The sequence below is a fragment of the Sphingobacterium thalpophilum genome (genome assembly GCF_901482695.1).
Taxonomy (GTDB): domain Bacteria; phylum Bacteroidota; class Bacteroidia; order Sphingobacteriales; family Sphingobacteriaceae; genus Sphingobacterium; species Sphingobacterium thalpophilum.
In genome coordinates this window covers 1,575,152-1,588,073 of the sequence record NZ_LR590484.1, presented here as the reverse complement: position 1 = coordinate 1,588,073, position 12,922 = coordinate 1,575,152, and the positions used below count along the sequence as shown (strand labels likewise).

The following is a 12,922-nucleotide window of genomic DNA, read 5'->3' as shown; positions in this document are numbered from 1 at the left end:
TATGAGTTTTTCCGTGTTAATTTCGTGTTTTGTTAAAGATAATCCTAGTCAACTAGATAAATGTTTAAAGAGTATTTCTGATCAAAGTTTAAAAGCAGATGAAATCGTTTTCGTAAAAGATGGTCCACTAACCGATTCGTTAGAAAATGTTTTGAATTCATATAAAAAAGACCTACCTTTTAAATTTATCTCTTTCGATGTAAATCACGGTTTAGGTTATTCATTAAATCAAGGTTTATTAAAATGTTCATTTGATATAGTTATGAGAATGGATACCGACGATATTTGCTTGAAAGATAGATTCAAACAGCAATATCAATACATGTGCGAACATACCGATGTTGACATATTGGGAGGATGGGCTTACGACATAGATCAAAAGGACAATATAATTGCCGAAAGAAAGTATCCGTCATTATACGAAGACATATACAAATTAATGTGGACGAACCCACTTATACACCCTACAATTTCTTTCAGAAGATCACGAATAATTGATATTGGATCATACAACCCGAAAATCGTTAGGCGGCAGGATTATGATTTATGGATTCGTGCGGCATATGCTGGTTTTAAAATAGAGAATTTGCCTGAGTTTTTAATAAAATATAGATTTACCGATAATTATTATAATAAAAATGGTTTTAAAGTGGCATTTAATCAGGCGATGATGGGATATAGGGGGGCTAAACTGCTTAAACTTCCTTTCTACACACGCCTTGCTGTATTTGCACCCGTTATTCGCACTTTATTACCTAAGAAATTCGTGGGAAGAGTTCATAAATTAATGAATAGGTATGATCCACGTAAGAATATAAAATAACAAAATAGGGATATGAAAAAATTAACCTTAATTTTAGCACTACTAGTTTTTTGTTTAAGTGTAAGATCTCAGCATTTATATATGCGACAAGATTTAAGCAATCAAACTATCGAGTCATTGATCAAAGATAATGGTATTTCTGAATTTAGAATTTTTACTGAATCTAAATTCCTTACTAATGATAACCTAGATTTAAAAAAGTTAGAGAAAAGTATTGTGGATGAAATCCCCAATCCTAAAGACAGTGGTTTTTTGGTTTTAAATTGGGAGGGGGATGGTTTAAAAGAATTATTTAGTCAAAAGAATAATGTGAAATTTACTAATTATATTCAACAATATATTGAAGCCTTGAGATTTGTTAAAAAACTTCGCCCTCAGATTAAATGTGCTTATTATAATATTCCTTTTCCAAGGTATGAATTTACTGATAGAAATCATGCCCAGAGAATAGATAAATTAAATAAAATTATTAGAGAACAGGATTTTCTTGCCCCATCTATGTATATAAGATATCCTAAATCAATTACTAAGAATAGAGAATATATTCGGGCAAATATGGAATTTGCATTAATAGCGGCGATACAATATAATAAACCTATATACCCATTTGTATGGCATAGAGTCAATCCAATCGATAAGAATAATGCCTGGCAACTAGTCCCCCTCAATATTTTTAGAGAGACTATAAAAGAAGTTTTGAATGCAAACTACGGCAATAAAAAAGTTGATGGTATTTTTTGGTGGCATTCGGAAAATAATATTTTTTCAAAAAGAGCTACAACTGGGGAGTTCAAAAGTATCACTAACCGTGAAGAATACCTAAAAAGTCTTTTTATGAAGTATTATCAAACGATCAAATCTTTGACGAAATAATGGATATGAAAATGAACATTAAAGTCTTGGGCGGAACCGGCATGATAGGCCGCAATCTAATTGAGTCCTTAAATTCAGAAGACAATTTGAATCTAAGTGTACTTTCGCTTAGAGATGAGAAATGGAAATCAAATTTTGATAAAGATTGTGATATAGTAATTAATTTGATTGGTAAGGCACATGATCATGATGGATTATCGGACCAGAAGGATTATTATCAAGTTAATGTTGAGCTTATAAAAGAAGTATTTACGGCTTTCTTAAGTTCTAATGCATCGCTTATGATTCATATTAGTTCACTTGCTGCTTTGGAAGAATTTGAAGCCAATATTCCACTGACAGAAAAAGACAAATGTAATCCTGTTTCTTGGTATGGGAAATCTAAATTAGAGGCAGAAAAGTGGTTGTTAAAACAAAAAATTCCTTCCGATAAGAAATTAATAATTCTCCGTCCTCCTATGGTTCATGGTCCAGGAGATAAAGGAAATTTAGGTTTGCTTTATAAATTGATTTCTAAAGGTATACCATATCCGTTATCTTCTTTTGATAATAGTAGGTCATTTATATCGATTACAAATTTTTCTTTTTTTATAAAAAAAATTATAGGAAATAGTGATAAATTGAAAACAGATATTTATCATATAGCCGACGATGAGTCTATTTCTACATCCGAAATTGTAGAGATTATAAAAGAGTCTACAGGTAAAAATGTATTGAACTTACCTATACCAAAATTTTTAATTAGAATTATAGCAAAAATTGGAGATACGGTCCCTATACCATTGAACACTAAAAGATTAAAAAAAATGACTAGTAATTTACTTGTGTCTAATGCTAAAATAAAGACATTGTTACAGATAGATAAATTGCCTTTAACGGCTAGGGATGGTATTAAAGATACAATAAGTACATTTTCAAAAAGTTAAATTTGTGGTTTAATTATTTGATCTTCTACATGATAACCAAATATTAATTTTTATGAAAAGATTCGAGAATACGACTATGTTTGGCTTTTTGCTAAAAGACGGTCCCCGTTGGGTCGTGTTATCAATCGACCTCTTATTGTGTTGGATTTCCTTTGTTTTTAGCTATTTTTTTGTATTGAAGCATAGAGGAGTGATCTCAATTCGGTTAATGCTACTTGAATCTTTGATAGTGTCATGTATTTATTTTAGCGTTTTTTTAGGATTTAAACCTTATCAGAGTATTGTGAGGCGTACTGGTTTACGTGATTTAAAATTGATTGGAAATTGTGTGGCAATATCATTTATTTTCACAATTTTACTTTCTTATCTTTGGGAATTTATTGCTTCTCAAGATTTAGAGGAAAAATATTATTTTTCACAAACGCAATTGCTATTCCATGCATTAATGACGGGAATCGCAATGGCTTCTGTACGTTTATTTTATAAAACCGTATATCACTCATTTTTTTGGAATAATCGACAAAATGCAATCCCAGTGATTTTATTTGGAGCCGGTAATATGGGACACAATACTTACAATCTGTTGCAATTGGGTTCCCGCAATCGGTATAAGGTGGTTGCTATATTGGATGATAATCCAAAGCGAATTGGTCGGTATATACAGGGGGTTCGTATTCGTTCTTTAAATGAACTGAATATGAAGTTGTTGGAGCGTGTTGGAGGAGCCCAAGAATTGGTTATTGCAATCGATACCACTACTCCAGAAAGACTCAAGAATATTTCGGCCAAAGCCGAGCTTTTACCGATCAAGATCAAGATTATACCTAATTCTGCCGCACTCTTGGAAGGACGTGTGGCGACGCAACAAATACGCTCACTCAAAGTTTCGGATCTATTAGGTCGAAAAGCGATAGAATTGAATAATCCCGTTATTAAACAAGCCTTATCAGACAAGGTCGTATTGGTAACGGGGGGAGCTGGCTCCATTGGCTCTGAATTGGTTCGCCAAATTGGTTCGATGTCCTGTAAGCTGGTGGTCTTGGACCAGGCAGAATCAGCACTATACGATATACAGCAAGAGTTGAGGGATTCACCTTATTTTAATGATTTTACATTTATTGTAGGAGATATTCGAGACCGCGATTTTATGGAGGTTATTTTTCAGCAGTATCGTCCACAGCTTATTTTTCATGCGGCAGCCTATAAGCATGTTCCATTGATGGAGGCCAATCCTTACGAAGCCGTATGGACAAATGTATGTGGATCTTATAATTTGGCTTTATTAGCAGATAAATATCAGGTAGAAAAGTTTGTGATGGTCTCAACAGATAAGGCTGTCAATCCGACGAACGTCATGGGTGCTACAAAACGGGTTGCCGAGATTGCAGTTTGTGCTGTCAATCAAACTTCTAATACGTCTTTTATTGTGACTCGTTTTGGCAATGTATTGGGCTCAAATGGATCTGTCATCCCTTTATTTGAGAAACAGATTGATAAAGGCGGGCCTATTACGATTACCCATCCGGATATTACCCGTTTTTTTATGACTATTCCTGAAGCCTGCCAGTTAGTGCAGGAAGCAGGAATAATGGGGAATGGCGGTGAGATATATGTATTTGATATGGGGGAGTCTGTCAAAATTATGGATTTGGCCAAACAGATGATCCGTCTCAAAGGGCTGAGCTATCCGGAAGATATTGATATCAAAATTGTTGGTTTAAGGCCTGGTGAGAAAATATATGAAGAGCTATTGGCGAGCGATGAAAATACGGAAAAAACGCATCATGAAAAAATAATGATTGCCAAAGTAAATACAAAAGATGTCGAACAAAAACGGTTGAAAATTGATGAACTTTGTCAATTGGTGCAAAGAGCAAATCCTGAAAAAAATAAAATGGAGATTGTTGCTTTGATGAAGGCTATTGTGCCGGAATTTAGGTCGCAGAATTCTATTTTTGAATCACTAGATCCATTGAAGGAGCCATTAAATTAAACAGTCAATAAATTACTATACATTACTTAGGAATGATTTACCTACTCATACTGATCGCTTTATTTATTTTGGAATTGGTGTATTTTAAAGTCGCTGATCGTTTTAATATTATTGATAAACCGAATGAACGTTCTTCGCATTCATCCATCACATTGCGGGGCGGTGGCGTTGTTTTTTACTTCGGAGCACTTATTTATTTTATCGTCTCGGGTTTTCAATACCCTTGGTTTTTTCTAGGATTGACCTTAATGACATTAGTATCGTTTTTGGATGATGTATTTACACTATCCAATAAGATAAGACTATTAATACATTTCTCTTCTGTACTATTGATGGCTTATCAGCTCGATCTGTTTGATATGCCTTGGTATTATTTATTGATTGGTTTTATTGTGGTTGTCGGTGTAATTAATGCCTATAACTTTATGGATGGTATCAATGGGATTACGGCTTGTTATAGCCTTGCTGTTGGAGGACTATTGATGATCGTCAATCAAGAAATAAATTTTATTGCCCAAGATCTTTTGATTTTTTCGCTTTCAGGTGTTTTGGTATTTACCTTTTTCAATTTTCGGACGAAAGCAAAATGCTTTGCAGGCGATGTGGGATCCGTAGCTATAGCATACATTCTACTTTTTGCTTTAGGATTACTTATTCTAACAACAGGTAATCTGATTTATATTTTATTTTTGTCTGTTTATGGAGTGGATGCTGTCTGGACTATCATTAGACGCTTATTGCGAAAAGAAAATATTTTTGAAGCCCATAGATCGCATTTATATCAATTTTTAGGAAATGAGGCGGGTGTAAACAAATTATTGATTTCTTTTCTCTACGGAGCTATTCAGGTTGGAATAGGTTGGATTGTGATTCAGTTTTCATCTGAGTCTCTACGATCTCAACTAATTTTTTCAGCAGGTACGGTTGGAGGGCTTAGTGTTATTTATTTGCTATTTAAAACCTATATTATAAAAAGATACGTTAAACAATAATTGTAATGGAAGAATTAAGATATATTCAAGGGGGCGTTGCCAAGGATATGCGTGGACAAATCCGATTTGTCAATGAATTCGATATGAGCTTAGTCAAGCGGTTTTATCTTATTAGGAACGTAGATACTGAATTAATCAGAGGATGGCGAGCGCATCGTATTGAGCAACGCTGGTTTTATGTATTATCAGGAGCTTTTAAGGTGAGTTTAGTACAGATAGATGATTGGGAAGATCCTAATCCATTCATTCCAATTAAAAGTATTGTCCTGGATGCTAATGACATGAAGGTCTTACATGTGCCTGCTGGTTATGGAACAGCCTTTCGTGCATTAACTACTGATAGTGAACTATTGGTTTATGCAGACCATCCTGTAGAGCATGCTCCATTGGATAATTATACATGGAAATCTGATTATTTTAATAATGTCAAATGAAAAGTTAATATTCTCTAAATATAAATTAGGCACAGAAGTTGCTGATGAGGGTAAGCTTCATAAAATTGCTAGTATCTTGTTAAATTTAGTTTTTTGTGAATAAAAAAGTATATTTTTGTCATCGGAGTAGAAGAAATCAATTTTATAATTTAAATAAAACATGCGATTAATTTCAAAACATAGTGTAGCACTCGGAGTATTTTATATATTAGTGCTAATATTATTCTGTTCTTGCGGTTCACGTAGAAATATGGTCTACCTACAGAATGATTCTACACAAATTAACACTATATATGAACAATATATTCCTAAGATACAAACAAATGATATCTTGACAGTTGTCGTGACTGCTGCAGACCCTAAAGTTACCGCACCGTTTAATCCTCTTAGTACGATGATGGCCACAACAATGTCTCAACAGGTTGATCTAGCTTTAAGACCAACATATACAGTTGATAATAACGGTGATATTACTTTGCCTTTGCTTGGTAAGATAAGAATTGCTGGTTTAACGCGTCTAGAGGCAATTGAAAAAATTCGTCTTGAATTAGATCAATATATAAAAGATCCTGGTGTTAACATTAATTTTAATAACTTTAGAGTTTCTGTTTTGGGAGAGGTTGCTAGGCCTGGATCTTTCATTGTACCATCAGAAAGAATTACAGTATTAGAAGCATTAGGTATGGCAGGAGATATGACAATTAGGGGTATTAGGGAAAATGTGCTTATCATTCGTGAGGAAGGGGGGCAAAAAAACGTGCATAGATTAGATTTAACAAAACAAAGTACCTTAAATTCTCCCTACTATTATTTAGCTCAAAATGATGTAATATACGTAGAGCCTAATAAATCTCAAATTAACAATTCTAAATTGGGAGCTAATACCAATGTAATTATCTCCGTCGCTAGTTTATTAATTACTGTTATTTCAGTATTAACTCGTTAATATAATCCATGGAAGTAAAACCTATAAATAATAAGGAAGATCAAGAGGTAATAAACTTAAGACAACTATTCGAACAATATGCTTATTATTGGAAGTGGTTTGTCCTAACGTTATTTGCCACATTAGTTTTAGCGTTGTTTTACCTGCGTTATGCACAGAGATCTTATAATACCACTGCTAAAATTTTATTAAAAGACGAAAAGAGTGCATCTGCTGGTGAGTTGGCGGGTATTGCGGAATTGTCAAGTTCTTTGGGTTTTGGAGGGACACGGGCAGCATTCGTTACTGATCAAATAGAGGTACTAGCGTCCAGGAGGTTGATGCGTAAAGTAGTTGACCAGCATCATTTAAATATCATATACGCTTCAAAAGGTAAAATTAGATCAAATGAACTTCTAGAAAAGGATGTTCCCTTTAAATTGCAAGTGTTTGGTGATCAGGATACTACTAATTTTAAATTGCTCGTTAAAATATCTGGAAAAAACCGTTTAAAAGTTACCGATGTATTATCGGGAGAGAATAAAAATTTTGAATATGGGAAAGAGGGGAAAATTGGGGAAAATCTTATAGCGTTTAATGCAAATAACGAATTCCGCAATATTGTAGATGACTCATATGAAATTAGTGTTGTCCCTAAAAATTGGGCAGTAGATGATTATATCGCTTCTATTAATATTGCACCAAGCAAAGAAATGCAATCTTATATTGTAAATTTTTCAATGATATCAAGTTTAGGTAAGAAAGCTGAGTTGATTTTAAATTCATTGATTGATGTTTATAATGCGGATTTGACTTATGATAAAATGAGGACTACTCGTGCCACATCTGATTTTATTAATAAACGCTTGATGTTGATTTCAAAAGATTTGTCTGGTGCTGATGAGAAAGTTGCTGAATTTAAGATGTCGAATTCTATGGTAGATATGTCTACGGAGGCAAATGTTTTTTTGAATACTGCTTCAGATAATGATAAAAAATCTTTAGAGTATAGGACTCAGTTAAAGTTAGTTGATCATATGAATGCATATCTTAAGGATCAGGAAGATGGTAAGCTATTGCCTTCAAATATAGGTTTACAAGATGCTTCTATTGTTGCGTCTATAACAGCCTATAATCAACTAATACTTGAGCGCGATGACTTATTAAAATCCGCTTCTGATAAAAATCCTACAGTTATTGCGCTAAATGAAAATATATCAGAAAGTAACAAAAATATTCGAAAAGCGCTTCAAAATTATCAAAGAGTCACTCAATTGGCTTTAAATAGTATTGAGGCTAAATCAAAAGAAATTTTGGGTAGAATAAATTCTATTCCTAATCAAGAGCAAGGATTTAAGAAAATTTCAAGACAACAGCAAATTGTTGAATCGCTTTACTTGTTGTTGCTGCAAAAAAGAGAAGAGAGTGAAGTAAAAGCAGCAGCGACACCTGATAATTTGAAGATTATTGACGCTGCTTACACTAATAGTATACCAGTTGCGCCGCGGAAAATGATTGTCATGTTGGGTGCACTAATAATAGGTTTTTTAATCCCATTTGGCCTTCTTTACCTTAAATTCTTATTGGATAATAAAATCCATTCGCGCAAGGATATTGAAGACTTGGTTAAAATACCGGTATTGGGAGAAATTCCTACTGCAGAAGATACCATTGTCCATCTCAATGACCGTTCTTCGCTAGCCGAGGCATTCCGGATTTTACGTACAAATATGAACTTTATGTTTGGCGGGGATCAAAAAGATGCATCTAAGGTTGTATTTGTCACATCAACAATCTCGGGCGAGGGTAAATCATTCGTAACAACCAATTTGGCGCAAATTTTATCCATGTCAGGTAAAAAAGTGGTATTAATTGGTGCGGATATCCGGAGTCCAAAAGTATTGGATTATTTAGGCTTATCGCACTTACAACACACCAATGTTGGTATTACGCAATTCCTAATCAACCCGGATATGGATATTGATAATATCATCATTAAGAAGCCTGGTAACTATGATTTTGATGTCATCTATTCTGGATATATAGCGCCAAATCCAGCGGAGTTGCTCATGAATGGTCACTTCGATGATGTAATCAAATATACGCGTGAACATTATGACTATATCCTAGTAGATACGGCGCCGGTGAGTCTGGTAACAGATACGTTATTGATCGCACATAATGCTGACTTAACCTTATATGTATCGCGGGTCAATTATCTGGACAAACGCTTGCTTCAGGTGCCTAGGGAGTTATATGTAGATGGCAAGTTGAAAAACCTTGCAGCTGTTGTCAACGACGTCGATTTTGCTAGAGGTTACGGTTATGGCTACGGTTATGGCTACGGTTATGGAGACAAAGGCAAGAAGAAAAAAATGGGAATTGCCAAAGTGTGGCAGGACCTAAAAGACCGATTAAATATAAAATAATTCGATACGAATATAGGTTTTGGCCTTATTGTTGTTTAACCCCAAAACGATACGTCGGTTTGGGGTTTTATTATAATAAATAGAGGAAGATTATCGTTTCTGAATTGTAACATCACTAAACACTAATCAATCAGGTGATCCTCTGATCAATAGATAGAGAATGTAAACTTCTCATCTATGACTGAACAAAAACAGGTATAAGAAAAACATATAGACATGAATAAAAAAATACTATTTACCTCTTTAGGAGCTCTAGGTCTCATGATAGGAACAGCATCGGCGCAGTTTTCGCGCCCGGTTAGTATAGGTGCAGGTGCTGGTGTAGCGTACAATCTTACCGACCTAGCGAATGTGAAGGCTAAATTTGCCTTTTATGGTGAAGCAGATTATCTGATCAGTCCTTTTATATCTGTGGGTTTACGTGGTGAAAAGGGAACGTTGGCTGGCCATGGATATAACAGCGAATTTGAAAACCGTTACTTCGCCGGTAACTTAAATGGAAAACTACGTGTAGGACAATTCCTGACCGATGCTAGCAATTATAGTTATTATACCTTGGGAGCGAATACCTTCTCGCGTATTCTTTCGAATGTTTATGTCGGTGCGGGTGCCGGGTTGGTTAAAAATAGAATAAAGCGTCAGATAGATCCCATGTATGCAGAGGCCGTAGCCAATCAGGGCGGTGAACTTGCTGAAGATTTGGGTGAAATCCATTTCGTTTTACCGTTAAATGCGGGGGTAGATATTCCGTTTGGCCGTACCTTGTATGGACCGCAATGGGCAATCAATGTCAACTACCAACATACACTGACCTTTAACGATAATCTGGACGGCATCAAGAATAAGGGCAAGGATCAATACGGCTTTGTGTCACTAGGCGTGAAATATGCATTATTCAACCGAAAATAGAAAAAACTGAACTAATTTAAATAAACAAGAAGATGAATATATATAAAAAAGCCTTTACCAATCGCGCGCTGGGAGCTATAGCCTTGGCAGTTTTGATTGGTTTTTCGGCCTGTAAGTCGAATTCGGCATTATACCAGGCGCCGAAAGTAAATGCGTTTCGCGGGGGTAAGTTGCCTGCGCCTCCGGGCATGGTTTATATTCCTTCGGGTACAATACTCTTTAAGGGATCTTTGGATAGCGGTAATGTGGGCAAGAATGTGAGTTTGAGTGCTTTCTTTATTGATGAAGCGGAAGTGACCAACAAGCAGTACCGTGAATTTGTGAATTGGGTGGCCGACTCTGTCGCCGTAACGGATTACCTGCAGGATGACCAGTATTTTCTGGATATTGCAGGCGAAGAGGTTGGACAGAAACGCATCAACTGGGCGAAAGTGAAAAAGATATCGCCAATATGGAAAAGCAATGATCCTAGCATCCAAGAGCGCATCGCGCCGATGCTCGAAATGCGTGGAAATAGACGGGCATTGAATCCGGAGGTCATCAAATATCGTTTCTCCTATTTGCAATCAAAAGGGAATCTAAAAAAGTCATATGTAACGGATACGGTAGCGGTAATGCCTGTAGAGGATATCTGGAGTAAAGACTTTCCAAATGCTCAGATGGCTTCTTTGGATGCCAATTATTTTACACACCCTTCTTTTGATTACTATCCTGTAGTGGGAGTGACCTGGAGACAGGCACGTGCTTTTACTGATTGGCGTGCTGGCCAAATGGCAGCGACGGTATTGAAAAACTCCTATCTGAACGGTTATCAGCTCAGCTTAAGTTTGCCTACAGAAGCACAATGGCAATATGCGGCTTCCGGCAAACTGGATCCGCAGGATACGATTGCCGGTTCACGGATGACAATTGATGGCGCAGAGGGCAAAAAGAAACTGGCGGTGAATTTTAAACAAGGCGAAGGTACCTACTCGCGTGATGGAGCTACATTTACCCTTCCGGTCAAGTCCTATATGCCGAATGCGTTTGGGGTGTATAACATGGCGGGTAATGTGTCCGAATGGACCCTGGATGCCTATAGCCCTTCGGCTGTGGTATTTGTGAATGACTTGAACCCAGCGCTGTTATACGACGCTGATCCCAAGGATGGGGATGCATTGAAACGTAAAGTGGTGCGCGGTGGTTCTTGGAAAGATAATGGTGAGCAGCTCAACAGTGAGACCCGTAATTATTCGGTGGATTACGAACCGCATTCGTATATCGGTTTTCGCTGCGTGATGTCGGCCTTTGAAATGCCAACGGTGCAAAGTAAAACTCGTAAATATTAATCTAGGCTGTAAACAGAAAACTTGATAACGATGAATAGGAAAATATTGACAACAGTGGCTTTAGCGTTTGTAGCTGGATCGTTGTTCGCTCAGCAGGAAACAACCATTGACACCGTTCCTCCTCAACAGGATACATTGAATAAGGTTATCTCAGCAGCGCCGGTCGCTAGTGGTGAAATAATTCAGGATACGATACCGACCTCAGATGGCTTTTATCAGGCCAATAGCATGGAGGATGCGGTACCTTTTGCGTACCCAGAGGTGAATAAAAAGAATATCCGTTTTTATAAGCGGGTATGGCGGGATATCGATCTGAAAGATGAAAAGAATAATATCTTGGGCATCCCCGGTAACTCATTGATGGAAGTGATCATGAAAGCGATTGAAAAGGGAAAACTTTCCCTCTATAGCCCTGATGACGATTCCTTTAAGGCAAGATTGAATGCACAGGAGGGTATGGCCCGTTTTGCGGATAGTGTACTGGTGCCGATCTTCGACGGTGAGGGTAATCAGATTGATTCCAAAATGACATTGAACGAGTTTGACCCGAGCCGGGTAACGAAGTTCCGTGTTAAAGAAGATATTTTCTTTGACAAGCAGCGTAGCCGCTTGGAAACACGTATCATTGGTGTGGCTCCTTTGATGAACATTACGACATCTGCGGAGCTGGCGGAATCTGTCGGCTCGACACCTGCCTTCTGGCTTTATTTCCCGCAATTGCGCTATAGTTTGGTACAGGTGGATATCTCTGATCCGGACAAAGGTCTTTACGATATGACCATGGACGATTTCTTTGTGCAAAATAAGTTTGCCAGTACCATTGTCCGTGAATCGTCCCCAGGAATGTTGCAGAATGTGAAGGAGACAGAGAATGGCGGGCAGCTATTGGACGGCCGAAAAGTGGAAGAGAAGTTGGAAGCCTACAAAAAGAAATTGTGGAGCAATCCAAAAGGTGTAAAAGCTGAAGAACTTGAAAACAATCAATCGATAAAAGAGAAACAGGAGGTTCAAACCAAGGAAGAGACGGCAGAAGAAGAAAAACTATAAATTATAAACAGGCTTTAGCACGACCGCTAAAGCCTGTTTTTTTTCAATCCTTATCTTTACCGATAAATCGCGAGTAGGTGTGCACTAGCGTAAAGAAAAACTTCACCTGCGCAGCCGCCTATGGTCTATGGGATGAGTTCATCCTTTATATTGTTTGAAGATGGAACGATTAGACCGAATACAATGGGTACGGGTTTTGATGCCTGTACATTCAATCGGTTTTGGAGCAGCGTAAAATTGCAG

General features: G+C 36.8%; 11 protein-coding genes. All 11 read left to right on the top strand.

The annotated features are described in order from the left end of the window. The first annotated feature begins 1 nt into the window (after window position 1). The 11 genes from FGL37_RS06780 (at window position 2) to porN (ending at window position 12,679) form a co-directional block, all read left to right on the top strand. Window positions 2–823: a glycosyltransferase gene (locus tag FGL37_RS06780; protein WP_028069337.1), complete on the top strand. Its 822-nt coding sequence runs from the start codon at window positions 2–4 to the stop codon at window positions 821–823. Window positions 824–835: 12 nt separating this feature from the next. Then, window positions 836–1,696, top strand: a complete 861-nt coding sequence (locus FGL37_RS06775; protein ID WP_138096722.1) for a hypothetical protein — start codon at window positions 836–838, stop codon at window positions 1,694–1,696. Window positions 1,697–1,701: 5 nt separating this feature from the next. Then, window positions 1,702–2,622 (top strand): NAD-dependent epimerase/dehydratase family protein, encoded by a 921-nt coding sequence (locus FGL37_RS06770; RefSeq protein ID WP_232048647.1) that lies wholly within the window; start codon window positions 1,702–1,704, stop codon window positions 2,620–2,622. Between the two features lie 52 nt (window positions 2,623–2,674). Then, entirely contained in the window at window positions 2,675–4,615 is a 1,941-nt protein-coding gene (locus tag FGL37_RS06765) for a polysaccharide biosynthesis protein (RefSeq protein WP_232048646.1), read from the top strand. A gap of 32 nt (window positions 4,616–4,647) precedes the next feature. After that, window positions 4,648–5,607, top strand: coding sequence for an MraY family glycosyltransferase (locus FGL37_RS06760; protein WP_028069333.1), 960 nt, complete (start codon window positions 4,648–4,650; stop codon window positions 5,605–5,607). 5 nt (window positions 5,608–5,612) lie between these two features. Next, a complete protein-coding gene (locus FGL37_RS06755) occupies window positions 5,613–6,041 on the top strand; it encodes a WxcM-like domain-containing protein (protein ID WP_028069332.1) in 429 nt (142 codons plus the stop codon). Between the two features lie 160 nt (window positions 6,042–6,201). Continuing rightward, window positions 6,202–6,987, top strand: a complete 786-nt coding sequence (locus FGL37_RS06750; protein WP_028069331.1) for a polysaccharide biosynthesis/export family protein — start codon at window positions 6,202–6,204, stop codon at window positions 6,985–6,987. 8 nt (window positions 6,988–6,995) lie between these two features. Continuing rightward, window positions 6,996–9,395, top strand: a complete 2,400-nt coding sequence (locus tag FGL37_RS06745) for a GumC family protein (protein ID WP_028069330.1) — start codon at window positions 6,996–6,998, stop codon at window positions 9,393–9,395. Between the two features lie 216 nt (window positions 9,396–9,611). Continuing rightward, window positions 9,612–10,304 (top strand): outer membrane beta-barrel protein, encoded by a 693-nt coding sequence (locus tag FGL37_RS06740; RefSeq protein ID WP_081817830.1) that lies wholly within the window; start codon window positions 9,612–9,614, stop codon window positions 10,302–10,304. Window positions 10,305–10,336: 32 nt separating this feature from the next. Then, window positions 10,337–11,632, top strand: a complete 1,296-nt coding sequence (porK, locus tag FGL37_RS06735; protein WP_051606690.1) for a T9SS ring complex lipoprotein PorK/GldK — start codon at window positions 10,337–10,339, stop codon at window positions 11,630–11,632. A gap of 30 nt (window positions 11,633–11,662) precedes the next feature. Then, entirely contained in the window at window positions 11,663–12,679 is a 1,017-nt protein-coding gene (gene porN, locus FGL37_RS06730; protein WP_028069328.1) for a type IX secretion system ring subunit PorN/GldN, read from the top strand. Window positions 12,680–12,922 lie beyond the last annotated feature (243 nt).

Bases quoted from the DNA above. Each gene is read 5' to 3' on its own strand.
- FGL37_RS06780 (WP_028069337.1), top strand. From the start codon at position 2: ATGAGTTTTTCCGTGTTAATTTCGTGTTTTGTTAAAGATAATCCTAGT.
- FGL37_RS06775 (WP_138096722.1), top strand. From the start codon at position 836: ATGAAAAAATTAACCTTAATTTTAGCACTACTAGTTTTTTGTTTAAGT.
- FGL37_RS06770 (WP_232048647.1), top strand. From the start codon at position 1,702: ATGAAAATGAACATTAAAGTCTTGGGCGGAACCGGCATGATAGGCCGC.
- FGL37_RS06765 (WP_232048646.1), top strand. From the start codon at position 2,675: ATGAAAAGATTCGAGAATACGACTATGTTTGGCTTTTTGCTAAAAGAC.
- FGL37_RS06760 (WP_028069333.1), top strand. From the start codon at position 4,648: ATGATTTACCTACTCATACTGATCGCTTTATTTATTTTGGAATTGGTG.
- FGL37_RS06755 (WP_028069332.1), top strand. From the start codon at position 5,613: ATGGAAGAATTAAGATATATTCAAGGGGGCGTTGCCAAGGATATGCGT.
- FGL37_RS06750 (WP_028069331.1), top strand. From the start codon at position 6,202: ATGCGATTAATTTCAAAACATAGTGTAGCACTCGGAGTATTTTATATA.
- FGL37_RS06745 (WP_028069330.1), top strand. From the start codon at position 6,996: ATGGAAGTAAAACCTATAAATAATAAGGAAGATCAAGAGGTAATAAAC.
- FGL37_RS06740 (WP_081817830.1), top strand. From the start codon at position 9,612: ATGAATAAAAAAATACTATTTACCTCTTTAGGAGCTCTAGGTCTCATG.
- porK (WP_051606690.1), top strand. From the start codon at position 10,337: ATGAATATATATAAAAAAGCCTTTACCAATCGCGCGCTGGGAGCTATA.
- porN (WP_028069328.1), top strand. From the start codon at position 11,663: ATGAATAGGAAAATATTGACAACAGTGGCTTTAGCGTTTGTAGCTGGA.